At 62.5% G+C, this 25595-nt stretch carries 20 protein-coding genes and 1 pseudogene; 9 read left to right on the forward strand and 12 right to left on the reverse strand.

Annotation, left to right across the window (positions count from 1 at the left end; all coding sequences use genetic code 11):
• The first annotated feature begins 32 nt into the window (after window positions 1-32).
• Window positions 33-602 (forward strand): DUF3280 domain-containing protein, encoded by a 570-nt coding sequence (locus JQ587_RS12800; protein ID WP_212425506.1) that lies wholly within the window; start codon window positions 33-35, stop codon window positions 600-602.
• Window positions 603-683: 81 nt separating this feature from the next.
• Here the strand turns inward: JQ587_RS12800 and fghA are convergent, their stop codons facing one another.
• The gene (gene fghA / locus JQ587_RS12805) at window positions 684-1529 is read right to left on the reverse strand and encodes an S-formylglutathione hydrolase (protein WP_212425507.1); all 846 of its coding nucleotides are present in this window, start codon (window positions 1527-1529) and stop codon (window positions 684-686) included.
• 72 nt (window positions 1530-1601) lie between these two features.
• Window positions 1602-2222, reverse strand: a complete 621-nt coding sequence (locus tag JQ587_RS12810) for a response regulator (RefSeq protein ID WP_212298666.1) — start codon at window positions 2220-2222, stop codon at window positions 1602-1604.
• Between the two features lie 215 nt (window positions 2223-2437).
• Between JQ587_RS12810 and JQ587_RS12815 the strand changes: the two genes are divergently transcribed.
• Window positions 2438-3796, forward strand: a complete 1359-nt coding sequence (locus JQ587_RS12815) for a histidine kinase (protein ID WP_212425508.1) — start codon at window positions 2438-2440, stop codon at window positions 3794-3796.
• A gap of 176 nt (window positions 3797-3972) precedes the next feature.
• On the forward strand, window positions 3973-6444 hold the full coding sequence (locus JQ587_RS12820) for a TonB-dependent receptor (protein ID WP_212425509.1): 2472 nt from the start codon (window positions 3973-3975) through the stop codon (window positions 6442-6444).
• Between the two features lie 148 nt (window positions 6445-6592).
• Here the strand turns inward: JQ587_RS12820 and JQ587_RS12825 are convergent, their stop codons facing one another.
• The 3 genes from JQ587_RS12825 to JQ587_RS12835 all read right to left on the reverse strand — a co-directional run bounded on the left by JQ587_RS12825 (window position 6593) and on the right by JQ587_RS12835 (window position 9360).
• A complete protein-coding gene (locus tag JQ587_RS12825; RefSeq protein WP_212425510.1) occupies window positions 6593-7351 on the reverse strand; it encodes an alpha/beta hydrolase family protein in 759 nt (252 codons plus the stop codon).
• A 224-nt stretch (window positions 7352-7575) separates the two neighbouring features.
• Entirely contained in the window at window positions 7576-7776 is a 201-nt protein-coding gene (locus tag JQ587_RS12830; RefSeq protein WP_212425575.1) for a hypothetical protein, read from the reverse strand.
• 279 nt (window positions 7777-8055) lie between these two features.
• Window positions 8056-9360 (reverse strand): serine hydrolase domain-containing protein, encoded by a 1305-nt coding sequence (locus JQ587_RS12835; protein ID WP_283815618.1) that lies wholly within the window; start codon window positions 9358-9360, stop codon window positions 8056-8058.
• Between the two features lie 1305 nt (window positions 9361-10665).
• Here JQ587_RS12835 and JQ587_RS12840 point away from each other — a divergent pair.
• Window positions 10666-11835, forward strand: a complete 1170-nt coding sequence (locus JQ587_RS12840) for a tetratricopeptide repeat protein (RefSeq protein WP_212425512.1) — start codon at window positions 10666-10668, stop codon at window positions 11833-11835.
• Window positions 11836-11931: 96 nt separating this feature from the next.
• On the opposite strand, the gene JQ587_RS12845 is transcribed toward JQ587_RS12840, so the two are convergent.
• The 4 genes from JQ587_RS12845 to JQ587_RS12860 form a co-directional block, all read right to left on the reverse strand.
• Window positions 11932-12264 carry a hypothetical protein gene (locus JQ587_RS12845; RefSeq protein ID WP_212425513.1) on the reverse strand — a complete coding sequence of 111 codons (333 nt, stop codon included), beginning with the start codon at window positions 12262-12264 and terminating at the stop codon, window positions 11932-11934.
• Window positions 12265-12649: 385 nt separating this feature from the next.
• Window positions 12650-13675: an ABC transporter permease gene (locus tag JQ587_RS12850; RefSeq protein ID WP_212301445.1), complete on the reverse strand. Its 1026-nt coding sequence runs from the start codon at window positions 13673-13675 to the stop codon at window positions 12650-12652.
• Entirely contained in the window at window positions 13672-15189 is a 1518-nt protein-coding gene (locus tag JQ587_RS12855) for a sugar ABC transporter ATP-binding protein (protein WP_212425514.1), read from the reverse strand. The genes JQ587_RS12850 and JQ587_RS12855 overlap by 4 nt, the downstream gene beginning before the upstream one ends.
• Before the next feature lie 30 nt (window positions 15190-15219).
• Window positions 15220-16173, reverse strand: a complete 954-nt coding sequence (locus JQ587_RS12860) for a sugar-binding protein (RefSeq protein ID WP_212301443.1) — start codon at window positions 16171-16173, stop codon at window positions 15220-15222.
• An 887-nt stretch (window positions 16174-17060) separates the two neighbouring features.
• Here JQ587_RS12860 and JQ587_RS37170 point away from each other — a divergent pair.
• Window positions 17061-17183: pseudogene (locus JQ587_RS37170) on the forward strand (choice-of-anchor K domain-containing PEP-CTERM protein); the annotation flags it as partial.
• Window positions 17184-17393: 210 nt separating this feature from the next.
• Window positions 17394-17801 (forward strand): hypothetical protein, encoded by a 408-nt coding sequence (locus tag JQ587_RS12870; RefSeq protein ID WP_212301441.1) that lies wholly within the window; start codon window positions 17394-17396, stop codon window positions 17799-17801.
• A 30-nt stretch (window positions 17802-17831) separates the two neighbouring features.
• Here JQ587_RS12870 and JQ587_RS12875 read toward each other — a convergent pair whose 3' ends face one another.
• The 3 genes from JQ587_RS12875 to JQ587_RS12885 all read right to left on the reverse strand — a co-directional run bounded on the left by JQ587_RS12875 (window position 17832) and on the right by JQ587_RS12885 (window position 19563).
• A complete protein-coding gene (locus JQ587_RS12875) occupies window positions 17832-18065 on the reverse strand; it encodes a hypothetical protein (protein WP_212301440.1) in 234 nt (77 codons plus the stop codon).
• Between the two features lie 62 nt (window positions 18066-18127).
• Entirely contained in the window at window positions 18128-18304 is a 177-nt protein-coding gene (locus tag JQ587_RS12880; RefSeq protein WP_212301439.1) for a hypothetical protein, read from the reverse strand.
• 170 nt (window positions 18305-18474) lie between these two features.
• Window positions 18475-19563, reverse strand: a complete 1089-nt coding sequence (locus JQ587_RS12885) for a helix-turn-helix transcriptional regulator (protein WP_212425516.1) — start codon at window positions 19561-19563, stop codon at window positions 18475-18477.
• Between the two features lie 146 nt (window positions 19564-19709).
• Between JQ587_RS12885 and JQ587_RS12890 the strand changes: the two genes are divergently transcribed.
• The 3 genes from JQ587_RS12890 (at window position 19710) to JQ587_RS12900 (ending at window position 25551) form a co-directional block, all read left to right on the forward strand.
• Complete coding sequence (locus JQ587_RS12890; protein ID WP_212425517.1) at window positions 19710-21173, forward strand: GH1 family beta-glucosidase; 1464 nt, start codon at window positions 19710-19712, stop codon at window positions 21171-21173.
• A gap of 164 nt (window positions 21174-21337) precedes the next feature.
• Window positions 21338-22570 carry an acetyl-CoA C-acetyltransferase gene (locus JQ587_RS12895; protein ID WP_212425518.1) on the forward strand — a complete coding sequence of 411 codons (1233 nt, stop codon included), beginning with the start codon at window positions 21338-21340 and terminating at the stop codon, window positions 22568-22570.
• A gap of 293 nt (window positions 22571-22863) precedes the next feature.
• Entirely contained in the window at window positions 22864-25551 is a 2688-nt protein-coding gene (locus tag JQ587_RS12900; protein WP_212425519.1) for a bifunctional diguanylate cyclase/phosphodiesterase, read from the forward strand.
• Window positions 25552-25595: the final 44 nt, after the last annotated feature.

The raw sequence follows: 25595 nt of genomic DNA on the forward strand, positions 1-25595 counted from the left end.
ACCGCCGGTGGAGAATTGTTTCTGCTGGAAGCATGACCGATTTGGCAAGGCTTGCAACCCCGCATTTCGTCCTCGCGCGCACCAGCGCCGGAATCACGATCGTGCGAGCGCTGCTGTGTTTCGCCGCATTGCTGTTGACGGGGGCGGCTGCGCTCGCTGATCCGCCAAAGCTTGCAATATTTGATTTCGAGCTGATCGACACCAGCCTGCCCGGCGAGTTCTATGGCTCCCGGCCGGAGGAGGCGCGGCTCGCGCATATCAGCGAGCAGTTGCGCAAAGAGCTGGCGGAATCAGGCAGGTTCGAGGTGCTCGATATCGCGCCGGTGAGGGATGCCGCCCGTCACAGCAATCTGCAGGCCTGCGGCGGCTGCGATCTCAAGCTTGCCGGGCAGATAGGTGCAGACCTCGAGATCACCGGCATGGTGCAGAAGGTCTCGAACCTGATCATCAACCTCAACATCTATCTGCGCGACGTGAAGACCGGCAACATGATCGCGGCGGCGAGCGCAGATATGCGCGGCAACACCGACGAATCCTGGTCGCGCACGATGAGCTATCTGATCCGCAACCGCCTGCTCGCGCCGAATTACGGCAAGCCGTGAGGTGTTCGCCTCTCCCGCGTGCGGAGAGTCCCCCTCACCCCGACCCTCTCCCCGCAAGCGGGGCGAGGGAGAAGAAAAGGTTCACCCCTTCAGTCTTTCCGCATGCCAGTGCAGATGGTCGCTCATGAAGGTCGAGATGAAATAATAGCTGTGGTCGTAGCCCGGCTGACGCCGCAGCGTCAGCGGGATGTTCGCCTTGGCGCAGGCGGCCTCCAGCAGTTCCGGCTTGAGCTGCTCCTTCAGGAAATTGTCGGCTTCGCCAACGTCGACCAGGAAGCCCGAATATTTGGCGCCGTCCTCGATCAGGGCCACCGTGTCATGGCTGCGCCAGGCATCCTTGTTCGGCCCGAGATAGCCGGTCAGCGCCTTGATCCCCCACGGCACCTGAGACGGCGCCACGATCGGCGCAAAGGCGCTGGCCGCGCGATAGCGGTGTGGGTTGCGCAGTACCACCGTCAGCGCGCCGTGGCCGCCCATCGAATGGCCCATCACCGACTGCCGCTTGGCATCGACGGGAAAATTTCCCGCCACGAGTTTGGGCAACTCGTCGGTGACATAGCTCCACATGCGGTAATTGCGTGCGAACGGCTCTTGCGTGGCGTCGACGTAGAAGCCGGCGCCCAGGCCGAAATCATAGGCATTGTTGGCGTCGCCCGGCACGTCGGGCCCGCGCGGGCTCGTGTCGGGCGCGACAAAGATCAGGCCGAGCTCGGCGCAGGCTTTGCGGAATTCGCCCTTTTCGGTGACGTTGGCGTGCGTACAGGTGAGGCCTGAGAGGTACCAGACCACGGGCAGCTTGGCGCCGGCGGCATGGGGCGGCACGTAGACCGAGAACACCATGTCGGTTCCGGTCGCCTGGCTTGCATGGCGATACACGCCCTGCACGCCGCCGTAGGATGTATTGGTCGAGACAGTCTGGATCGTCATGCCGTTTTGCTCCGTGGCATCTCACCACATCAAGAATGCAATGCGTGTGTGACCGAAATTTGTGGCGCGCTTTTAGGCCACGCCGCTGTCGATCGCCAGCCGCACCAGCTCGACCGAGGTCTTCACCCCGAGCTTCTGGCGCATGATCGAGGAGGTGTTGGCGACCGTCTTATAGGACGACTGCACCAGCCAGGCGATCTCCGACAGGCTCTTTCCGGCGCTGAGCAGCCGCAAGATCTCCATCTCGCGCGCGTTCAGCTTCGATAGCGGGTTCTGCGCCAGCGTCGGCCCTGCGAAGGCGATGCTGCGGGCGATTGCGCTCGGAAGATAGGTGCCGCCGCCACCGACGGTGCGGATCGCCTCGACGAGATCGTCGGGGTCGCCGGTCTTGGAAACATAGCCCTTGGCGCCGCATTCGATCGCGCGGGCGGCGAAAGCCGGGTCGTCGTTCATGCTGAACATGATGATGCGCGCCTCCGGCGCGCGCTCGAGGATGCGGCGCGCGAGCTCGAAGCCGGAAACGGTCGGCAGGTTGATGTCGATCACGCAGAGGTCGGGACGCTCGACGATGAAGATGCTCTCGCCGTCTTCGGCGTCGGCGGCCTCCAAAATCTCGATCTCGCCTTCGTCGGCCAGCACGGCGCGGCAGCCGGAGGCGACAATGGGATGATCGTCGACGATCAGAATGCGCATAGGCGTTCCCCGTGACAGCGCGTTCCCCATGATAGAACTTGCCTGTTTTCGTGCCGCATGATGCCGAACGAGGGAGAGACGCGCGCGCGTCTCATGTCGGGTCATGCAACCCGGCCGGGATTGCTGTACGCTTCCGATTAGATATCGGGCGCTTCGGCTCTGTCAACGCTGTCGGACGGGCGCGAGTGATCCCTGGCGGGGCATGGGCGAAAGCAATGTGGCAAAATCTTTCCTTGCGCGGGCGCATCAACCTTCTGCTGGCGCTGCTGCTTGCGCTCGGGCTCGCCGTCAACATCGCCCGCCAGGTCGCCGAGGCAGGACCGCGCGTGCAGGCCGAGGACCAGAGCGTGATTCGGCTGGCGCGCGAGTTCATCGAGATGATCGTTGCCGATCTCAACGAGGCGCCGGATCCCGACGCCCGGCTGAACCAGATCGCGCGCGACCTCAACCGCTTGCGCCATGTCAGCATTGCGCTCCGGGACGCCGGCGGGAACCCGCTGACGCCGCCGCGCCCTGATACCGATGATGACACGCCCGGGCCGCCGGCCTGGTTCGTCAGCCTGGTTCATCCCGAGCAGACCGCTGTCACCGTGCCGGTCTCGATCCATGGCAAGGCCGGCTCGCTGGTCATCACCTCGCATCCCAATGACGAGATCGCCGAGATCTGGGACGCCATCGTCACGCAGCTCGAGGTCGGCTCAGCCATCGCGCTGGTGCTGTTCCTGGTGATGATGAATGTGGTCGGCCGGGCGCTCGCACCGCTGCAGTCATTGGCGCAGACCATGGCGGAGCTCGAGGACGGCGACTACGATGCGCGCGTTGCCCCCGGTGGCGCGCCCGAGCTGGCTGCGATCTGCACCAAGCTCAATCATCTCGCGGCAACGCTTGGAGAGGCGGTCGAGGACAAGCGGCGGCTTGCCGAGCGCGCGGTGTCGCTCCAGGACGTCGAGCGCAAGGAGATCGCGCGCGAGTTGCATGACGAGTTCGGTCCGTATCTGTTCTCGCTGCGCGCGCATGCCAGCGCGCTGGCGAAACTGGCCGACGGCCGTGCGCCGAGTGCGGACGCCGTGCGAAAGCACGGTGGCGCGTTGCTGGAGCAGATCAACGCGCTGCAGCAGTTCACCCGGCGCGTGCTGGAGCGCTTGAGGCCCGTGGGCCTTGCCGAGCTGGGCCTCGGCAAGGCGCTGGAATCGCTGTCGCGGCTGTGGCGGGAATCGCATCCCGAGGTGACGATCCAGACCACGATCTCGCCGGCGCTTGGGATCACCGGCGAGACCGCCGACCTCACCATCTACCGCGTCGTGCAGGAGGCGCTCACCAATGCGTTCCGCCACGCCGGTGCGACCGCGATCAATGTGGTGATCGAGCCAGCGGAGCAGCCGGGCCGCGATGGTCGCTTCTGTGCCCGGGTGCGGGTCAGCGACAATGGTCGCGGCATGGAGCCGGGGCAAAAACTCGGCTTCGGCCTCGTCGGCATGCGCGAGCGCATCCTGGCGCTGGGCGGCACGCTCAACGTGGCGTCGGGCGAGGGCGGCGTCACCGTCGAGGCGCTGGTTCCGACTGCAGCGGCCTGATCGCGCGCGGTTGGTGCAAGGAAAATTCCCGATCGGGAAGAATTCCCGATTTGGTCGGGAAAACGGGTGCGGATATTGCCCGACCTTTTGTGGCTAGTGCTCGAGCTGCCGGCGAATACACTCGTCTCGACCGAACGGCGAAGATGAAAACAGCCGAAGGTGACGGGTGGGGGACGATGGGAATGCGCAAGCTGCGGCACACGCGAAATCTGCTGATGGCCTCGGTCTCGACCGGGCTGCTGTCGGGGTTCGTTTTCGCGACCGGCGCAGGCGCCGCGCAAGACGAGGAAACCAACGTCCAGAACCTGCCGGCGGTCGAGGTGGTGGCACCGCAGCCGACCCCGCGGCGTACGTCGCCGCGGCCTGTCGCACGCGCTGTTGCGAATTCCGGCAAGCCCAGGGGAGGAAGAATCTACGTCTATCCAACGACGCCCGGCACCGGCAGGGGTCTCGAGGTCGACAAGGTGCCGTCGGCGATCAACGCTGTTGATGCCAGTCAGATCAAGCGCACCGGCTCGCTCAACGTCACGGATGCGCTGCGCGACAACATCGCGGGGGTCAGCATCAGCGAGGTCACCGGCAATCCGTTCCAGCCCAACGTCGAGTTTCGCGGCTTTATCGCCTCGCCCGTGACCGGCACGCCGCAAGGCCTCGCGGTGTACCAGAACGGTGTGCGCATCAACGAGGCCTTCTCGGACGCCGTCAACTGGGACCTGATCCCGACCGCGGCGATCAGGTCGGCGACCCTGGTGACCAACAATCCCGCCTTCGGCCTCAACGCGCTCGGAGGCGCGATCAATCTGCAAATGAAGGACGGCTTCACCTATCAGGGCGCAGAGCTCGATGTCATGGGTGGCTCGTTCGGCCGCATGCAGGGCTCGGCGCAATGGGGCAAGCAGGTCGACCAGAATTACGGCATCTATGCCGCGCTCGAAGGCCTGCACGACAACGGTTTCCGTAACTTCTCCCAATCGGACGTACGGCGCTTCTACGGTGACGTCGGCTACAAGGCCGGCGACAGCGAATTTCACGTCAATATGGGGGTCGCCAAGAACGATTTCGGCGCCAGCGCCACCGTTCCGGCCGAGCTCCTGAACAACTATTGGGGTGCGACCTACACGTCACCGCAGACCAGCTCCAACCGCGTCGGCTATCTCAACCTGACCGCCAAGGCCGACCCGACGCCGACCTGGACGCTCGAAGGCACCGCGCATGTGCGCCGGTACGAGCACAGGATCGTCGACGGCAATCCGACCGACGTCGGCGAGTGCACGGCGGACGCGACACTGCTGTGTTTCGGCGACGGTGCGACGCCCGCAAACGGCACGAATGGCGTGCAGCTTGGCAATCCCTTTGCGCCGGGAACGATCCTCGGAGAGATCGACCGCAGCTCGATACGGTCGACCAGCTTCGGCGTGTCGGGGCAGGCCACCAACACGGATCAGTTGTTCGGGCACGAGAACCGCTTCGTGATGGGCACGAGCTATGATGCCAGCGTCACGCGTTACGATGCCACCGCCGAGATCGGTTCGATCGGAGAGAACTATGTCGTGAGCGGCGCCGGCGTCGTGCTGGGGCCGACCGGCTCGGTCGATACCGGGTTTGCCGGTCCCGTCTCGCTGCGGACCGTCAATCAATATAACGGCCTGTACGCGATGGATACGTTCAACGTCACGGATGCCTTCGCGATCACCGGCGGAGGCCGCTTCAACGTGGCGCGCATCTCGCTGGAGGACCAGCTCGGCACCGCGCTCAACGGCGACTACACCTACACAAGGTTCAATCCCGTGATCGGCGGGACCTACAAGATCACGTCGGAGCTGACCGCCTATGCCGGCTATTCCGAGGCCAACCGCGTGCCGACGCCGCTCGAGCTCGGCTGCGCCGATCCGAACAATCCCTGTCTCATCGCGGCGTTCCTGGTCTCCGATCCGCCGCTGAAGCAGGTCGTGTCCAAGACCGTGGAAGCGGGCCTGCGCGGCAGCAAGGAGCTGAATATCGGCACGCTCGGCTGGAAGATCGGCGGCTTCCGCGCCACCAACTATGATGACATCCTGGCCGTCCCCGTTCCCGGCCGGACCGGCTTTGGCTATTTCACCAATGTCGGCAGGACGCGGCGGCAGGGGCTCGAGGCCGAGGTCAACATCAAATCACCGACGCTTCAGTTCCAGGCGAGCTACACCTTCGTCGATGCCCGCTTCCTCGACGCCTTGACGCTCGGCTCGAACAGCCCGTTTGCCGATGCCGACGGCAACATCCAGGTCCTGCCCGGCAACCAGATTCCCGCGATCCCGCGCCACCGCGTCAAGGTCGGGGTCGACTACGCCGTCACCGATGAGTGGAAGGTTGGCGGCAATGCGCTGTTCGTCTCCAGCCAGTACCTGGTCGGCGACGAATCCAACCAATATTCCAAGCTGCCATCCTACACGGTGTTCAACCTGCACACGTCCTACCAGGTGACCAGGAACGTCCAGCTCTACGGCAAGGTCGACAACATCTTCGACGTCAGATACGCGACCTACGGACAGTTCTTCGACACCGGCGCCCTGCCGAACTTCACCAACGGCGGAAACCCGTTCACCGATCCGCGCTCGCTGAGCCCGGCGAGGCCGCGCGCGTTTTACGCGGGGATGCGGGTGACGTTTTAGGACGTGGACGCATAAATCCGTGCTGCACGTCGTATGAGGTCCGTTCTGCCTCTGGTAGCGGCGCGTTGGCTCACCCGCACCCTGGGTCCGAGATGGGGCCAGTTGCTGACGTTGACGATATGGTCGGAAATGGAGCCAGACGGGATTCTTAACTCAAATGGCGCGTGAAGAAATCAACGAGGCGTTCGTATTGCTGATTTTCCGCATCGTCACTGAACCCGTGCCCTTCACCTTCGTAAAGATGTACTTCCGGAGTCCTGCCGTGATGCTTCAATCGCTCCCATAGTCGGCGCGTCATATCGACTGACCAGGTTGCGTCCCTTGTACCGTGACTTAGAAAAAGCGGGCCGCCGAACCGTTCTATCTCGATTGGTGTTGTTGGGAGGAGTTGATCGGACGATCCGCGCCAAGTCCACGCACGATTTGCGGGATCCCAAGGTTGCCACCCCGGATCTCCGGCATCCCGCCACATCTTCGCATCGAACGCTCCGCAGATAACGTCAGGCGGAGAATGCGCTGCTACCGCATCCGGGAGATCGGGCAAACCGTCCCTAGCCATCAGCGATGTTAGCAAAAGCGCATGTTCGGCCCCGCGCGAGGCCCCATACAGTCCAATCCTGGGTCCAGACAGATCAAATTCGCGGAGCGTGGCTAAAGCCTCGGCAGTTCTATCAAGTGGCACGTCGATGATATTGCCCGCGTTCCAGCTATTTCCCCCTTTCGAGTAACCGAGAGGTATCGCTAGAAAACCATGCGCCGCGAGAATTGCAGCATTTCGATAGTTCCATCCTGACCAGCCCCCTTCCGAACCGTGCAAGACCAGAATGGCTGGAAACGGACCATCGCCAGCTGGGCTGTAACCCCAACCGAAGTTTGGCAAAGACCGGCGAACAATCTTAAGCGACATGAGAACTCCGTGCGCAACGACATCGCGGACCCAAGTCAACACGCAAAAGGACCGTCAACTTCGGATTGAACATGGAAACTAAGCCTGAGGGAAGCGCTCCACTGGTAGATTGTCCGCTTCGGGCCCGAAACCGGACTTATGCATCGCAACAAAAGTCAGAAATCCGCAAGGCCAGGCTGACTCCAAAAGTCATGTGGGCAGACTCTTCGAGGGCGTAGGCCGTTTCAGCTCACGTGCACTTTGCCATTTACGTCACTCGTAAAGGTCAGCCCCATAAATGTAAGCGAGCCGCCGCGCGCGTCGATAACATCGCTGCTTACATGGTTGGGATCGGTTTTCATGCCACCGCTAACCTTTTCAAGGTCCCGCGCTGTCAGTTCCGTCTTGTTGTTATGCATATTGTTGCTTCCGATTGTATCAGTCATCACATGCCTCTTTGGTTGGCGCGATCATCCGATGCCGGTGCGACCACATTTGGCATCATCGCTCCGGTCGGTATGTGACGGCCATCACGAAATGTCTCATGGGCTTTGTGCGTGACAGAAAAGCCTTGCCGCTTAATTCGGCTTGGGGTCAACAGCGCCGATTTGACCAGCGGCGGGGCGCTTCCGCTTTACCCCCGACCCCAGACGTCTCGCCGCAACGCCCTAAGGGAAGCGATGGGCCAAAAGCAGACCTCACAGATCATTCGGCTTTTGATGGCGTCACCCGAACTGCGCGATCACGGCCGACCACAGACGCCAGATTTCGGGGGACTTTTCATCGACGGCGGTCTGCACCATGACCAGCTTCGAGGGCGGATCAACAAGGATGCGCTGCCCGAGGTACCCCAAGAGCGCGAATTGCCGTCTGCTGCCGGGAAACAGGTAGACCTGATAGCCGTACCCGAACACTCCCTCGGCCTTGACCAGATACGTCTCGGAGGCGCGCACCGTGGTCGCATCGATCATCCATTGTGCAGGTATGATCTGTTTGCCCTCCCACGCTCCGTCGTGGGCCAGCAGACGGGCGAGCCGCGCGTAGTCGCGCAGTACCGCATTGAAGAACCCGTGCGCTACCTCACCGCCTTCCGCATCAATCATCCATTTGGCATCGGCTTCCGTGCCGATCGGCTGCCAGACTTTTTCCTGGAGATAGCCGCACGTTGATTGACCGGTCGCGTAACGCAGCACGAGACCAAGCACATCCGCCTCGATGCTGGCGTAATGGAATCGCGTCCCCGGCGGCGCGATCCTTTGGTTGAATTGCGCGATGCTGGCAACGGTGCCTTTTTGGGAAAACCCGCGCACCATGTCGCCCCACAGGCGATCGAGGTCGCCTCCGCCGCCCCTCGCTTCTTCGTTCTCTTCACCGAACTTCACGCCAGACGACATGTGCAGCAGCGCGCGGATCGGCGTTGCACCGTATTCCGTGCCTTTCAAGCCGGGAACATAGATCTCCGCAGCATCGTCGATCGACTTGATCGCGCCTTCCGCGGTCGCGATCCCTATCAGCATGCCGTTGATCGATTTTGCCATCGACTGCGACATCAGCCGGTCTCGGTCGGTGCGGCCGTACTGATAGCGCTCGACCAGAATCCGGTCGTCTTTTGCGATCAACAGGCCCGTCACCGGATTGCGTGCCAGATATTCCGCAAGCGAAGCGGAGCTTCCCTTGTACTGGTAGCTGACATCCGCCGGCGTTCGCTTGAATGGCCAAGCCGTGGCTGCGCGATCGACGTGACGCGTCGGGAATATCTCATCGTAATGACTGAATGCGCCGACGCGGTATTTTGGCGCCGGATTGCCGGGCTGATAGATCCGCCCCCCGTCCTTGATCGGGTAGTTCTCGGCCGCGCCGTAAAGCTCGGCGTCCGGGCCATCAGCGGAAAACGACGGACCATCACCGCTCTCGGCAGCCCAACTCCATTTCGCCGACGCCGCAACGCAGGTTGCCGCAAGTCCGCTTAGAGCGGAGCGCCGCGAGAGTGCTTTCCCGTCGCCGATAACGGACTTTGAAGGACTTGTCATCGCTCACACCCTTCCAATCCCGCCGCCGAGTGTACGCGATTTCGCACCGAGCGACCAAGCATCGGATGCCCGCATCGGGTCAAACTGCGAAGAACTCAGTTTGAGTAAATCTGGTCCGCTCTGCCGCGATGAGCGGACCTCCGTTAGACCCGACACAACTTCGCAGATGGGCCAAAAGCAGACGTGGGCTGTCCAGCCAAAGGCCGGTATGCAGCCTATCTTGCCGGCCCCATATTGCGTGCTGCATTTGGCGCTTTAGTGCCGACGGCTAGAATTCAAATGCAAACGCTCATGATGGTCTCCGTCACCGAGCGCTGCCAGCGGCGAACGTTGCGCTCACCACCACGGGTTCAACGCCACAATAGCTTTGTACAGTTGCTCGGCCTGCCGCATCGAGAAGCTGTGTAGCGTTTTCAAGCGAACAGTCAGGGGCGACAGCGGCAGTTTTGAAGTTCACTTGGATAGCCTTCTGCCTACACTGATTTTCGAGCCGAAACCGATTATTACCCACGCGTGTAGTTTTTACATAGGTAGTCGGATCGTTCGGGCACGCGCCTGAAACCGCTCCTGACTGGGTCGGTTGCGCACTTTGGCGGTAAAATGTCACAGGTGTCGGTCGAGGTTTTGTGCGTTCCATCGTCCCGGTTATTCTCATGCCGTCCGAGGATAGCTGACCAACTGTGTGACCCGGCGAGTTCAGAACAAACGAACTACCGTCGCAGGACCAAGACCAGCCACTTGGCGCCTGCGTTCCATCCGATCTCAAAGTAATGGTTGCCGATCCATCGTCGTACATCCACTGGCCTGTGAATTTTTGGACACATGATTCCGGCGGCGCGGCGTTGACGGTTAGAGTGCTGGCAGCAAGAAATAGCAAACCTAGATTAGGACGCTTCATAGCCACTGTGATCCTATGGAAAGTATCCACGATACCTTAAGCAAGGTGGCAAGCAACAAGGCAAACTCGTCGCCGTCGCCGTTGACCTGTCTGCCTCTGGCGTCCTCTCACTCTCGACCGAAAGGAGAGCAGCGTTGCGGAGCCGTCTCGCCGGAAGGTCTGCTTTGGGTCACAAGCGGCGGTCGAAGCATGCACGACCTCGCGTCCGGTCTACAGACGACAGCCGACATCGCGATAACCTCAGGCTTGTTCGTCTACGGGCCATGGATCGACAATGGCAGGTGACAAACACTCTTCCTACCACGCGACTAATCCGTGCATGCGCCACAAGCACCATCCAGACCCTGGCGTTGTCAGTTTGCACCGGATAGATTGCCCACAATCTCCCCTTACAAGACGGAGGCGCCGTGCGGTTGCTGTTGCTGGTGGTTTTCCTTGCCGCGACGTCGCCGGCGCTCGGCAGGTGGGTGGGGGTGGAAAACGAGCGGATCCCTGTCGCCAGGCTCATCGAAAACCTGGAGAAGATCGCCAAAGACGATCCTGCCAGCGCCGAGGTGTTGCTGAACCTTGGTCGTGCGCATGGCATGGCTTACGCCCAGAAGTCCGACCCGCTGGCGGTGCCGAAGGCCTACCATGGCATTCAGCCGCTGGCCGTTCCTTTCGGCAACGTAACGTCTGCCGCTGATCCCGCGTTGCGTGCCGCCTCGCAGGCACATCTGGAGGCCGCGTTGAAAGCGTACAAGCAGGCATTGGAACTGGACAAGGACAACCTTGTCATCCAGCTCGGCCTCGCCTGGCTGACCGAGCAGGCCGGCAGGAAGGACGATGCGGTGAAGCAGTATCGAACGATCGCAACTGACGCTTGGGAGAAGGAAAACAGCCTGACGATGGTTGGTCTCGGCAGGCAAACGCTGACCGGTGAAGTCGTCTCTTACCTCGTCCCGCTTCTCGACGTCGAGAGGGACAAGCGCGAGATCGAGACGCTGAAGGACCACGCTGCCACGTTGGGAAAGCTGCCTTACCCGGTCACTCCAATCGCAGTGCCGCTGGCCGATGGGCTCACGATCACCGACCTCGAAGCACCCGATGCGCGGGTGACGTTCGACGTGGACGGCAGCGGATTGGGTCGCGAATGGAGCTGGATTACCCCCAAGGCTGCCTGGCTGGTGAGCGACCCGAAGCTCGATGGCAAAATCGACAGCGGCCGGCAATTGTTCGGCAACGTCACGTTCTGGATGTTTTGGAACAACGGATACGCGCCGCTGGCCGCGCTCGATGACGACCGCGACGGCATTTTGACCGGCAAAGAACTGGCCGGCCTCGCCCTGTGGCGCGATGCCAACGGCAATGGCGTGGCAGACCCCGGAGAGGTCAAGCCGGTTTCGGCCTATGGTATCGCCGCCATATCGTACAAATGGCAGACGCTGAACAACAACCCGGACAACGTCGCCTTCAGCCCGAACGGCGTGGTGTTCCAGGACGGAAAGACGCGCCCCAGCTTCGACCTAGTCTTGAAGGCGCAGCTCGGCTTCCAAGCCGCGTTTCGTGCGCCGTATGCGTCGGGGAACAACCCCTGAATTGCTTGAAGACGGTTGTGTAGACGCGCAACGGTTTGCTGAGCCTGTGACAGCAGCGTCTCCGAATAGCTTACAAAGAGATCGGGTACGTGATCGCTATGGTTGAGCGCGCTGTTTCTGTGTGACGATTGGATCGAAATGTTTGACAGCTTCATCGTAGATCGCGTGGTTTTTGACGAGAATACACAGGAAATGTCCTGCTGGCTCGTCATAGACCACGAACTCGACTGAGAGACCTTTTGATTTCAGTTGCAATAAACGCGAAGTCACGGCGGGCGCGTGCAACAACTCTCCCGCAAGACCTTGCAGCCGTTGAAACCCGGCAGCGTCGCCTATCGACGCATGATCAACGCCGAACGCAGCATAGAATTGCCCGTCCAGGGCTGTGGGGTGTTTGATACGGGACGCTCGCAGGTTTTCCTCGGTCAACCTCTCGAGTACGAAAGGGAGGTGTTCTGCGCATTGGACGCTCAAAGTCACTGATATCTCCAGAAATTGACTGGACGTCGGTACAAGCCCAAAATGGAGCCGTTAAGCGTATCGTCGGACTTGAGGATTGCTGTCTTCGCAGCGCTGCACGGGATGCGGTGTGACGCTGGGATATCGAGACGGAGTGGCGGAGGGAGGGGCCCGGCCCAACACTTCCCGATGATGTCAGCATGCACCTGTTTTGCCCGACGGGTCAAGCGATATTCTGTTTTTCGGAAATATCGTGCTCTCATGCGCGATGACCCGTCATCCCGCGCACATCGCGCTTCAAGCCCTTGATCTCGCTATCCCCGGCTACGGTGCATGGGGTTGTTTTCGAGTTTCCTCACTCGACCTTGACCCGCTCGAGCGGGGCAGTCGCGATGCTGGCCGCCTCGCGGCCCTTGGCGGTGCTCACGCGGTGCCGGCGCTGGACGAGGTATTGGTCGGCGAGCACGCCGATCAGGATCACGGCGCCCATCACCGCGAAATTCAGCGAGCTCGGGATGCCCAGCAGGTTGACCAGGTTCTGCAGCACCTGGAGCAGCACGGTGCCGAGCACGACGCCGATGATCGAGCCTTCGCCGCCGCGCAAGGAGCAGCCGCCGAGCACGGCCGCGGCGATGGCATAGAGCTCGTAGAACGAGCCGTGCACGGCCGGTGAGATCGAGCGGGTGTACATCGCGAACAGGATCGCGGCGAATGCGGTCAGTCCGCCGCAGATGACATAGGCGGAGATCATCACGCGCTCGGAGCGGATGCCGGAATAGCGCGCGGCCTCCTCGTTCTTGCCGACGGCGTAGAGATAGCGGCCGAACACCGAGCGGTGCAGCAGCACCCAGGCGACAGCGGCGACGACGATCAGCGCAATCACGCTGTGCGGCACTGGAAAGCCCAGCATGTTGGTGCGGCCGGCCGTCAGCCATTCCAGCGTCGGGAAGCTGGCGCCGAAGCCGAAGCCGGCGGTCGCGTCCTCGGTGTAATAGCGCGCGGCGCCGCGATAGATCAGAAGCCCGCACAGCGTCACCACGAACGGCTGGATATGCATCCGCGTCACCAGCGCGCCATGCACGAGGCCGATCACGAGGCCGCTCGCAATGATCGCGGTAAAGGCGAGCATCCAGTTGACGTCGTGATTGACGATGAGGTCGATGAAGAGAACGCCGAGCAGCGCGATCACCGATCCGACCGAGAGCTCGATCCCGCCAATGATGATGACGAAGGCTTCCGCGATCGAGAAGATGCCGAACATCCCGACCTGGTTCAGCGTGTTGGAGAGATTGCCGACGTAGAGGAAACGCGGATTGATGAAGGCCACGACCGCGCCGACCACGAGGATCAGGACCAGCAGGCTCAGATCTTTCTTGTTCAAGGCACCCTCATCTCAACCGCGTGGCCGACGGCCAACTGGAGCACATTGTGTTCGCTGAACTGGCTGCGATCAAGGAAGCCCGAGATCGTCCCCTCGTGCATGACGGCGATCCGGTCGCTGACCCCGATCACTTCCTCCATGTCGCTCGAAATCATCAGGATCGCGACGCCGGAATCGGTCAGCCGGCGCAGCATCTCGTAGATCTCCTGCTTGGCGCCGACGTCGACGCCGCGCGTCGGCTCGTCGAAGATCAGCACCTTGGGCCGCATCGACAGCCATTTGGCCAGCACGACCTTCTGCTGATTGCCGCCGGACAACGAGCCCACCGTGGTTGCGACGTCGGGCGCGCGGATCTTGAGCCGCTCGCGCTGGCCGCGGGCATTCTCGGTCTCCTGCGCCGTGTTCACCAGGAAGAAGCGCAGATAGGACGACAGATCCGGCAGCGAGATGTTCTCGGCGATCGACACGTCGAGCAGCAGCCCGCAGCCCTTGCGGTCCTCCGGGATCAGGTAGATGCCATGGTCGATTGCCGCGCGCGGGCTCGCGACCCGGATCGGATCTCCCTCGAGCCTGATCATGCCGCCGCGGAGCGGGTCGACACCGAAGATCGCCCGCGCCAGCTCGGTGCGTCCGGAGCCGACCAGGCCTGCGAGCCCCAAAATCTCACCGCGGCGAACCGACAAGCTCACCGCGCGCTCCGGATAGGTGTCGGTGACGGCCTCGACGATGTCGAGCACGGCCTCGCCGGGCGGGGCCGCCGGCGGCACGTAGAGCGATTTGAGGTCACGCCCGATCATCAGGCGGATCATCGCCGCAGGAGACAGCTCGGCGCGGGTCAGCGCACCGACCATGCGCCCGTCACGCAACACCACCGCGCGGTCGGCGCATTGCATCACCTCGTTGAGGCGATGCGTGATGAAGATGATGCTGACGCCGTCGGCCTTGAGGCCGGCGATGACCCGCATCAGCCGGTCGGTCTCGGACAGGGTCAGGCTCGATGTCGGCTCGTCCATGATGACGAGGCGCGCATCGAGCGACAACGCCTTCATGATCTCGACGAGCTGATGCTGTGCCAGCGACAGTTCCGCGAGCGGCGCGTCCGGCGCGAAATCGGCCCCCAGGCGGTCCAGCAGCGGCTGCGTCCGGGCGTAGAGCGCCTTGCGGTCGATCAGCCGCAACGGTCCGCCATGGACGGGCTCGCGGCCGATGAACACGTTGCCGGCGACGTCGAGATTGTCGAAAAGATTGAGCTCCTGATGAACGAAGGCGATGCCCGCGGCGATCGCCTCAGCCACCGTCAGCGCGCTCCGCTCGGCGCCGTCAACGCGGATGCGGCCGCCGCTCGGCTCAACCACGCCGCCGAGCACCTTCATCAAGGTCGACTTGCCGGCGCCGTTCTCGCCGATCAGCGCGATCACCTCGCCCGGCGACACGGCAAGGCCGACGTGGTCGAGTGCGACCACGCCGGGATAGCTCTTGCTGATATCGATCAGTTCGAGAAATGGCTCAGGCATTGACGGCTGCGGGCGACGCCCGCACGTCTCCTACTTCTTGAGCATCGCCTTCATCGAGCCCATGAAGTCGTCGACATTGCTCTTGTCGATGACCTTGCCGGGTACGATGATGATGCCGTTGGCGGGCACGCCGGACTTGTCGCCCTCGATGTACTTCGCCATCAGCTTCATGCCCTGATAGCCCCATTCGAACGGCTGCTGCACGACGGTGCCGGCGATCGCACCTTCCTTGACGCCGCCCAGCGTGATCGGATCCTCGTCGAAGCCGATGATCTGGATCTTGCCGAGCTTGCCGGCCTCCTTCAGCACTTCGTAGATGCGCGGGGTGTTGTAGGAGTAGAAGCCGACCAGGCAGCTCACGTCGGGCATGGCGGCGAGGATGTCCTCGACGTTGCGCTTGGCGCGGGTCTGGTCGATCTCGTCGCCGCGAACGTCGACCAGCTCGACCTTCGAGCCCTTGATGGTTTCCTTGACGCCCTCGATGCGTTCGCGGGCGTTGTCGGCGCCGGGCAGACCGACGAAGCCGACGCACTTGCCGCCGTTCGGCAGCGCCTTGAGCATCAGCTTGCCGGCGTCCTTGCCGAGGTCGACGTTGGACGAGCCGATATAGGCGATGCGCTTCGAGTTCGGCGCGTCGCTGTCGGTGGTGAACAGCAGCGTCTGCGAGGCGATCTTGTTGAGATGCTCGACCTGGTTCTTCGGATCGACCGCGCTGACCATGATGCCGGCGGCACCGGCGGCGACGAGGTCGTCCATCATGCGCTGCTGAACGGCAGCGGCGGCCTGTTCCGGATATTTGAGCTGAAGATTGTAGTTGGGCAGTTCGCCCTGGGCCTTCTTCACGCCGGCCTCGGCGATCTTCCAGAAGTCGGATGCCCCGTTGACGACGAAGGCCAGAACCTTCTTGTCCGCCGCATTGGCCGAGCCGAGACCCAGAGCCACTGCGAACGCGACAGATACACCTGCAATCAAGAGACGCTGCATGTCATCCTCCCCTTGTGCGGTCAGCCCTTCATGAAGGCCAACTCTGCTTGAACCCACGAATTGGGCGCATGCCTCACCTCCCTGCGGGACGCGCAGGTCAGCCGCCATCCGCGTCTTTGCGGCAGGGCGGGGCCAACAGCCGGCCCGCGAGGTGAAATGAGGCACGTACCTCAGCGTAGCAAAAGCCCGCCGGGGGTGCAACCGGAAGGCGACGTTCCTGCAAAGTCGACCACGCTGCTCGCCTCGCTGGCTTTCCGCCGGGGGATCGAGCGCCGGTTGAGCGGGCGGCGTTTCCGGGTCGCATGCACCGTCGACTTGCGTCAGCAAGGCTTCCGCAGCTGCAGAATTTTCCCGGGCCTACGACGTACGTCAGATGTGTTTCCACCCGCCGCACTCGAAGCTCAGGTCCGTGTTCGAAACACGGAGGGATCGAGATGACGTCCAAGCTGCGCAACGCGATCATGGGACTGACGATGATTTGCTCGATGGTATCGCCGGCTGTCGCCAGCGAGATCGTCTACGCTCCCTTCGACTTGCCGGATGGCGTTGCGAGCGTGGGCAAGTACAGCGGTACGGTGTCCATCACGGTCGCGGGTTTGGGTCAGGCGCTGGCCAATCTTTATAGCGACGCCTTCTACACTCTGAATGCCCCGCCGACGGGACCGGCCGACTTTCATTTCTGGAATTTGGGATTTAGCACATCCGGCTCCGGCTTGTTCGAAGCCGAGAACTATCTCGTCGGCAGTGTGCCGGCTTTCAATCCGACGGGAATCTATACATTCGAGCTGAATACGGGAGCGTCAGGTCCGACGCAGCTCCATTTCGGTGTGCACGACGACGTCTTCAGCGACAACAGCGGCGCCTATGTCGTCGTGATCACGCAGCTTGCGTCATCCGTCCCGGAGCTTTCGACCTGGGCGATGATGGTTCTGGGGTTTGCCGGCATGGGCTTGATGGCCTATCGCCGGCGTCATCAGGCGACGCGCAGCAGCGCCGTCGTCTGGTGCTGACCAATCGGACAAAGGTCCCAGAGGCGTCCGAGAAGGGCCCAGAAAAAGCCGCCCCGACGGGGCGGCTTTTTGCGGATCACGGGCGAAAAATGACCATCGCCTATCCCCGGCATGAATGGCAGACCCGGATTGACACGGGCTGCGCGATTAATGGTTTCTTAGCTCCGATCAGGCGGGATTTGAGCGGGAATTTCAGGGGAGACTGCTCCCATGCTGAAGGACGGTACCTACGCGGCGTGGTACAAGACGCCGCTCGATGAGGGCACCGGCATCGTCCATGTCGCAGACGGCCAGATCTGGGGCCGCGACAGCCTGATGACGTATCACGGCGCCTGCAAGGTGGACGGCGATCGCTTCACGGCGACCGTGCTGACGAAGCGTCATACCGAGGGGCGTGTCACCGTCTTCGGCGTCTATGATGAACTCACGCTGGAGATCGAGGGGACGTGCCCCGGCAAGATCGCGACCTACACGGCGACGGCCGGGCAAGCGCGGGGCGTCGTCCTCCAGGGAACGCTCATTCTGACGGAACAGCCGGCGGCGGCAACTGAACAGACAGGGTTGGTCCCAGCATTCGATCCCGGCAAGCTTCCAAAACTGCCGAAACGCCCGCGCTGAGCGCAGGAGGCGTCGCAGCGGTCCTTCGGATCAGATCCTGGCCTTTGCGACGTACAGCCCGGGCACACATTTGAAACGCGCGATGTGCCAGTCGTCGGATCGGTAGATCGGGTGAGCGCTCTTCCATTGAGCGAGTCCTGCCTGGCCGCCGGTGAGGCAGCCCTGAAAGGTGAGGCGGGTGTCGAGGTTCGAATTTGTAATGGCCACTTCGGTGCAGTCATGACCTGAAAAATGGCAAAGCACGGCGACAATCGTGACAAACATTGCATCAAATCCGAGAACCGCAGCTTAAAGGACGAACATCAGAAATTCGAGCTAGGATGAAGTCAGAGAAAGCCAGCTCCGAGATCGACTCCATTGAGCAATAGAAGGAGTGATGCCAACAGGCCGACGCCGGAGACTATCGCCAGCGTTTCAAGAGCGTCAGCGTCGTCCCTGACTTCAAAAGAAGGCGAGAATCTCCGCACCAAGGCGATCATTGTGTGCTCCAAATCGCTGGACATCCTGTCTTTCGTCTTCCGCAAAGAAGCCAACATTTACGGCCCGCGGGACAGGTGCGCCTCATCAAGATTGGTGAGATGGCGATGATTTTCTTGCGCCAGGCCATCGAGCCCGTTCGCCGCGCCGACGGTGATGATGCGGAGTTTGCGCCGTGCGACCGACCGCGCAGGCGTCAAGCGTCGTTTACGGGCCCGGGCGGCCGGAGCCCATTCAGCAACGCGACCACGTCGGACTGCCTGGTATAGCCGACCTTTGTCAGAACGACTTTCACGTGTGAGCGGACGGTATTCTCGGAGGTGCCGCTTTCCGCAGCGATGCCCTTCACGGTCTGACCGGCAGCCAGGCCGCGGGCGACGCGCGCCTCGGCGGGGGTGAGATCGAAAAGGGATCGTATCAGGTCGACCGGCGGCGCCTCCGGCCTGGTCACCGGCGTCAACATCAACATGGCAGCGCAGCGGAAAAAGACGTCGCGCGCCGAGCCGCGGATCGGCACGAGATGCGCAATCATCGCGGCGTCCGCATCGCGGACGGGAAACGACCGCACATTCGGAGCGTCATCGTCATTCACCGTCGCGATGGCGTCGCGCAGCAGCGCGTCGGCGTGGGCGTCCTTCAGCGCGATGCGGTCGTTCGCCCGCCACGAGATGAAGCCGCTCAAGGTCTCGATCAACTGGTTCGCACCGAGGACTTTTCCGTTATCCGTGAATACCAGTGCGGGAATGCCGAGCAGGGCGAGTGCTTGTGTTGCGGCCCGGGCTCGCTCCAACTGCAGGCGGGCCGCGACAAAGGAGGCCCTGGCCAGATGGGAGTGCACCTCGTTGAGGGTGCCAAGCACCGCTGACGACGCCGATCCTTGATCGTAGGCCCGCTCCAGCGCGATCACCATGTCGTCGCCTGTCGGCAACGCTATAGCGGTCGCCGAGGCCCATCCCATGCCGCGCGGGTGCAACATGTCCCTGTAGGCCGGATCATTGCGCATTTCTTCCGGCGTATAGAGGGTGCTGTCCGGTATGAAGCCGGTCTGCTTCGCGCGCAGCAGCCGGTTGAAGCGTTCCGACCGCGGAATCCATCCGCTCTCCATCAAGGGTCGCAGATCGGCGCGTGCTTCCTCGCTTGAGGCGGACCATCGCAGCACGTTTCCGTTCGAGATACACAACCAGCCGGACAGTGCGCCGCCGAGTTGCACCAGTTCTGCCAGAATCTCCGGCCAAAGGTCAGGCACAAAGGCGCATTCGTAAATTCGATCGACCAGCCGCGACATCGCATACCCTGTTTGGAGGCATGCTAATGCAGGTCAATTGGTCCTGCCAGCCGCCACGTCACGACTTCATGGCGAAGCCGTCTTCTCAAATCGGCCGGGACTGGTCATTGTGCCGGCTCGACACAGCTGCATTTGGAGAAGATGAAATGCCGGATGAGGTCTCGCGCCGCCAGTTCGCGAAATTGGCGGGGCTCTCCGCAGCCGGAATGGCCAGTCCCGTGTCATCGGTCGAAGCCAAGCCGGCGTCGCCACCACGTAGCGCCGGCGGGTTTCCGCAAAACTTCGTCTGGGGCACGGCGACCTCGTCCTACCAGGTGGAGGGCGCGGTCAATGAGGACGGACGAGGGGCCTCGATCTGGGACAAGTTCGTGCGCATCCCCGGCAAGATCGAGGACGGCACCACCGGCGACCACGCCAATGAGCATTATCATCGCTACAAGGAGGACATCGCGCTCGTCAGGGAGCTCGGCTGCAAGGCCTATCGCTTCTCGGTGGCCTGGCCGCGGGTGTTTCCGGACGGCGACGGCAAGCCGAACCCAAAAGGCCTCGACTTCTACAATCGCCTGGTCGATGAGCTCCTGAAGAATGGCATCGAGCCATGGCTCACGCTCTATCATTGGGACCTGCCGCAATCGCTGCAGGATCGCTTCGGCGGCTGGCGTTCGACCGAGACCTGCAAGATCTTCGGCGACTATGCGGCCTATGTCGCCGAGCACCTGACCGATCGCGTCAAAAACGTTTTCACGCTGAACGAGAGTGGCCGCTTCGTCTATTTCGGCTACGGTATCGGCATCGATGCGCCGGGCCTGACCTTGCCGCAAGCCGAGGTAAACCAGATCCGGCACAACAGCGCGCTCGCCCATGGCCTTGCGGTGCAGGCGGTGCGCGCCCATGGCCGCCGCGGCACGCGTGTCGGTCCCGCCGAGAATATCGATGCCTGCATCCCCGCGATCGATACGCCTGAGAACGTCCGTGCCGCCGAGATCGCGCTGCGCGAGCTGAATGCCGGCTACCTCAACGTCATCATGACCGGCCGCTACACCGACGCATTCCTGAAATATGCCGGAGCCGACGCGCCGAAATATACCGAGGCGGACCTGAAGATCATCTCCTCGCCGGTCGATTTCGTCGGCGTCAACATCTATTCGCCGCAGCACTACATCGTTGCGTCCGACCAGGGCGCGGGATTCATGCCGCTGCCGATCCCGAAATCGTTCCCGCACATGAATTCGGACTGGCTGCGCGTGGGCCCCGAAACGATTTACTGGGTGCCGAAGCTCGCGGCCAAAATCTGGAAGACGAACGCGATCTATATCAGCGAGAACGGTGCCTCCGGCGACGATCAGGTGACGCAAGACGGCAAGATCTACGATACAGACCGCATCATGTACTTGCGCAATTATCTCGCCCAGCTCCAGCGCGCCACCGCGGAGGGTGTACCGGTGCGCGGCTATTTCCTCTGGAGCCTGATGGACAATTTCGAATGGGTGTACGGGCTCAACAAGCGCTTTGGGCTCTATCACGTCAATTTCGACACGCAGGTGCGTACCCCAAAACTCAGCGCGAGCTTTTACCGAAACGTGATCGCGAAGAACGCGGCCGGGGCGTGATGGGTTCTCTCGCGTAGAACCCTCGAAGTCGTCATGCCCGGCATGACGTCGCGGAAGCTTTCGCACAGCGGAAAATCCGGACCAGAGGCGTAACACCCCGCATTGACTCCGATCTCCCCCTGATTCAAAACCGCCTCAACACCCATGACAAGAGGACAAAGCCCATGACCGATGCGCTGATCATCGATGCCTGCCGCACCCCGCGGGGCGTCGGCAAGGCCGGCAAGGGAGCGCTCTCCGGCATTCATCCGCAGCAGCTCGGCGCAACGGTGCTGCGCGCGCTCGCCGATCGCACCGGCATCAACACCGCCGACGTCGACGACATCGTCTGGGGCTGCAGCGCGCAGGTTGCAACGCAAAGTGGCGATCTCGGCCGCATGTCGGCGCTCGATGCCGGCTACGACGTGCGCGCCAGCGCCGTGACGCTGGATCGGTTCTGCGGTTCCGGCATCACCAGCGTCAACATGGCTGCAAGCTCGATCATGGCAGGCGCGGAAGATCTCGTCATCGCCGGCGGCTGCGAGATGATGTCGATGGAGGGGCGCCGCGGCGGCGGTCCGATGATGATGGATAGCGGCAATCTCCGACTGCGCGCGCGGCATCCGCAATCGCATCAGGGCGTCTGCGCCGATGCGATCGCGACGCTGGAAGACATCACGCGGCAGGATGTCGATGCGCTCGGGCTGGAAAGCCAGAAGCGCGCCGCGCAGGCGATTGCCGGCGGTCACTTCAAGAAGAGCCTTGTGCCCGTTCATCGCGAGGACGGCAGCCTCGCGCTCGACCACGAAGAATATCCGCGGCCGCAGACCACGATGGAAGGCCTCAGCAGCCTGAAGCCCGCGTTTCCCGCGATCGCCGACTATGCGCTGGACGACAAGGGTACGACCTATCGCGGCCTCATCCTGCAGAAATATCCTGATCTCGACATCAACTTCGTGCACCACGCCGGCAATTCGTCCGGCGTCGTTGACGGCGCCGCCGCGATCCTGCTGGCCTCGCCGTCCTACGCCAAGGCGCACGGCCTTAAAGCCCGCGCCCGCGTAGTAGCGATGGCGAACATGGGGGACTCGCCGACCCTGATGCTGAACGCGCCGGTGCCGGCGACGCGCAAGGTGCTGGCGAAGGCCGGGCTGACCATCGACGACATCGACCTATTCGAGATCAACGAGGCCTTTGCGGTGGTTGCGGAAAAATACATCCGCGATCTCAAGCTCGACCGTGCCAAGGTCAACGTCAATGGCGGCTCGATCGCGCTCGGCCATCCGATCGGCGCGACCGGCTCGATCCTGATCGGCACCGTGCTCGACGAACTCGAGCGCCGCGACCTCAAGCGCGGTCTCGTCACGATGTGCGCGGCCGGCGGCATGGCGCCGGCTATCATCATCGAGCGGATCTAGCCGGCTGCGCGCGCGGAAAGGGATTCGGGTTCCGCGATCGTCGGTTCGGGATGCGATGGGGCGCCCGTGGCCGCGCCCCTGGCCGGGCGATTTGTCTTGCCCATTCCATAGGCATCGATCTCCGTAGATCTGCGGGAAGAGGTACGTGTTTCCCCGCATCATCCGAGATGATGAAACGCACAGGTAACCTTGACCGACGTTCGATGGTTGGCATGCGCCGGTTTTAACCGGATTCGACATACTCGAAGCCCTACGCTTCGTGGGATGGGTCGTTCTGGGAATTGTGTTTCCTGATGCCTCGGGCTGTTCGCGCACTCAAAGACAGGTTGGCGATGCCGGTGCCGGAGGGGGGAGCCCAGCCGATCCGCCGGATCGGCGCGACGCGGCCCGTTGCCCTGCTGATGCTGTGCGGCGCGTTTCTGATCGCGCTCGTCGTGTGCACCATCGCTCTCATTCTGTCCAATCTGCGCGATCACGCGCTTGCCGAGAGCAAGCAGCAACTGCTGGCGACTGCGACGGTGCTGGCCGAGCAGGCGGCGCGCGACTTCGAGGCCGTCGACCTGATCGAGGCGAATCTGATCGAGCACATGCAAATCCTCGCCGTCGTCTCCGACGAGGTCTATGCACGTTCGATGGCGAGCCGCGACATCCAGCTCATGCTGGAGGACAAGATCGGCGGCTTTCCGCATATTGAATCTGTTATGCTGGTCGGCGCCGACGGGACGGTGATCAATTGGTCCGTTGCCTGGCCGACACCACGCCTCAACGTCGCCGATCAGGACTATTTCCAGGCCCTGAAGGCCACACCGGCCTTGAGTTCGAAGCTCGGCCGTCCGACCAGGGATCCGCGTACCGGAGCCTGGACCGTCCCGCTTGCCCGCAAATTCATGGGTGCTGACGGTGAATTTCTCGGGCTTGTGGTCGGCATAATCAAATCCCGGCATTTCGAGGAGCTCTATCGGACGTTGGTTCGCGGCGCAGACGAATCCATTGCGCTGATCGGCCGTGACGGCGTAACGCTGGCGCGCTATCCGTATGTCGACCCCATGGTCGACAAATCCGTCTCGCGTGGCCGGCTTGCCGAGATGACCCGATCGGGCGCGGGTGTCGTCCGGGAATTCGACGCGCGCGACGGCACCGACCGGCTGATTGCGGTGACATCTCTCGTCAAGATCCCCATCTTCCTGACGACCAGCACGACCGTGCCCGCGGCACTTGCCGGCTGGCGGACGGAGGCCTGGTTTCTGATCGGACTCACCCTCGTTCTCGTCGTCGCCATCGGTGGCACCGGAGCCGTGGTCGTGCAGCATTTCCGCAAGCAGAGCATCCAGCTCGATGCGACGTTGAACAACCAGTCGCAAGGCGTCTGCATGTACGACGCCCATCATCGCCTGATCGTCTGCAACGACCGCTACGCCAAGATGTTCAGCCTTCCCGACGAGCTCATGAGACCGGGAATCACGCTGCGCGAGGTGTTCGAGTATCGGCTTTCGCGGGGGCTGTACCCCGCTGACGGCGCCGACGCGCTGAAGGCGATCATTGCGGCCAACGAACCGGCGAGCATCGTGGCGGAGCTTCCAGACGGCCGCGCGGTGGTGATCGTCTTCCGCCCAGTGCCCGGCGGCGGCTTCGTGAAGACGGTCGAGGATATCACCGAGCGAAAGCGCACCGAGAGGCGGATCGCGCACATTGCACATCACGACGCGCTGACCGGATTGCACAACCGCGCGTCGTTTTCCGACTATCTGGCGACGACGGTCCACGAGACGATCTGCGCCGGAGGGGCTTTCGCGATTCTGTGCCTCGACCTCGACCGCTTCAAGGAGATCAACGACCTCTATGGCCACCCGGTCGGTGACGCGCTGTTATGTGAGGTGACACGGCGACTGAAGCAGGTTGCAGGCGACGCCTTCCTGGCGCGGGTTGGCGGCGATGAGTTCATCGCGGTGCTGCTTGGCGAGGCCCAGGCCGAAGTCGCAGGCCGGCTTGCGGAGCAGCTGCGGGCGGCTCTTGTCGGAGATATCGAGATTGCCGGACGGCAGGTGCGGATCGGCATCAGCATCGGCATTGCGTGCTCTCCGACCGACGGCGACGATCCGACGACACTTCTGGCCTATGCAGATATCGCGCTTTACCGCGCCAAGTCGGAGGGACGCAACGCGATCCGGTTCTTCGAGGCGGACATGGCGACGCAGCTTCGTGACCAGCGCGAATTGCAGCATGATCTGCAATCCGCGGTGGCCAATGATGAACTGCGGCTGGATTTTCAGCCGCTGGCTCGGGTCGGCGGCGAGATTGTGGGCTTCGAAGCCCTGGTCCGCTGGTGGCATCCGCGACGCGGCTTGATCTCGCCCGGCACGTTCATCCCGCTTGCCGAGGAGAACGGGCTGATCGTCGCGATGGGCGAATGGATTCTGCGCGCCGCGTGCCGTGAAGCCGCATCCTGGGCGAACCCGCTCAAGATTTCCGTCAATCTGTCACCGGTGCAGTTCCGCAACGACGACATCGTGCGGTTCGTCCATGGAATCCTGATCGAGACTGGATTGAGCGCCGGCCGGCTGGAGCTTGAGATCACGGAAGGCGTCCTGATCGATGATTTCTCCGGCGCGGTCTCGATCCTGCGCCGGCTCAAGGCGCTCGGAGTGCGCATTGCGCTCGACGATTTCGGTACGGGTTACTCGTCGATATCCTATCTGCACGCATTCCCGTTCGACATGATCAAGATCGACCGTAGCTTCGTTTCGAACCTGGACCACGCACAATCGAAGGCGGTCTTGCGCGGCGTCGTCGGACTGGCGCGGGGTCTCGAGCTCCCGGTCACCGCCGAGGGTGTCGAAACGCAGATTCAGCTTGATGTTCTCACCCATGCCGGTTGCGATTTCGCGCAAGGCTTCCTGATCGGACGGCCGGCCTCGATGACTCAATATGCTGGGATCGTGGGGCGGCCGGTTCGCCGGGAGCGGCTGGTCGCCAAGGCATGAGCAAGCCGAAGACCAATTGTTGCAGGCGCGATTTGGCGATCCCA

It is taken from the genome of Bradyrhizobium manausense, assembly GCF_018130615.1.
In the GTDB taxonomy this organism is placed as follows: domain Bacteria; phylum Pseudomonadota; class Alphaproteobacteria; order Rhizobiales; family Xanthobacteraceae; genus Bradyrhizobium; species Bradyrhizobium manausense_A.

What these genes read in the sequence shown, in the direction of transcription:
- JQ587_RS12875 (WP_212301440.1), bottom strand. Translation starts at nt 18,065, where the DNA reads ATGTTTGTCACGATTGTCGCCGTGCTTTGCCATTTTTCAGGTCATGAC.
- fghA (WP_212425507.1), bottom strand. Translation starts at nt 1,529, where the DNA reads ATGACGATCCAGACTGTCTCGACCAATACATCCTACGGCGGCGTGCAG.
- JQ587_RS12895 (WP_212425518.1), top strand. Translation starts at nt 21,338, where the DNA reads ATGACCGATGCGCTGATCATCGATGCCTGCCGCACCCCGCGGGGCGTC.
- JQ587_RS12860 (WP_212301443.1), bottom strand. Translation starts at nt 16,173, where the DNA reads ATGCAGCGTCTCTTGATTGCAGGTGTATCTGTCGCGTTCGCAGTGGCT.
- JQ587_RS12885 (WP_212425516.1), bottom strand. Translation starts at nt 19,563, where the DNA reads ATGTCGCGGCTGGTCGATCGAATTTACGAATGCGCCTTTGTGCCTGAC.
- JQ587_RS12830 (WP_212425575.1), bottom strand. Translation starts at nt 7,776, where the DNA reads ATGACTGATACAATCGGAAGCAACAATATGCATAACAACAAGACGGAA.
- JQ587_RS12855 (WP_212425514.1), bottom strand. Translation starts at nt 15,189, where the DNA reads ATGCCTGAGCCATTTCTCGAACTGATCGATATCAGCAAGAGCTATCCC.
- JQ587_RS12800 (WP_212425506.1), top strand. Translation starts at nt 33, where the DNA reads ATGACCGATTTGGCAAGGCTTGCAACCCCGCATTTCGTCCTCGCGCGC.
- JQ587_RS12815 (WP_212425508.1), top strand. Translation starts at nt 2,438, where the DNA reads ATGTGGCAAAATCTTTCCTTGCGCGGGCGCATCAACCTTCTGCTGGCG.
- JQ587_RS12870 (WP_212301441.1), top strand. Translation starts at nt 17,394, where the DNA reads ATGCTGAAGGACGGTACCTACGCGGCGTGGTACAAGACGCCGCTCGAT.
- JQ587_RS12810 (WP_212298666.1), bottom strand. Translation starts at nt 2,222, where the DNA reads ATGCGCATTCTGATCGTCGACGATCATCCCATTGTCGCCTCCGGCTGC.
- JQ587_RS12890 (WP_212425517.1), top strand. Translation starts at nt 19,710, where the DNA reads ATGCCGGATGAGGTCTCGCGCCGCCAGTTCGCGAAATTGGCGGGGCTC.
- JQ587_RS12900 (WP_212425519.1), top strand. Translation starts at nt 22,864, where the DNA reads ATGCCTCGGGCTGTTCGCGCACTCAAAGACAGGTTGGCGATGCCGGTG.
- JQ587_RS12820 (WP_212425509.1), top strand. Translation starts at nt 3,973, where the DNA reads ATGGGAATGCGCAAGCTGCGGCACACGCGAAATCTGCTGATGGCCTCG.
- JQ587_RS12880 (WP_212301439.1), bottom strand. Translation starts at nt 18,304, where the DNA reads ATGTCCAGCGATTTGGAGCACACAATGATCGCCTTGGTGCGGAGATTC.
- JQ587_RS12835 (WP_283815618.1), bottom strand. Translation starts at nt 9,360, where the DNA reads ATGACAAGTCCTTCAAAGTCCGTTATCGGCGACGGGAAAGCACTCTCG.
- JQ587_RS12825 (WP_212425510.1), bottom strand. Translation starts at nt 7,351, where the DNA reads ATGTCGCTTAAGATTGTTCGCCGGTCTTTGCCAAACTTCGGTTGGGGT.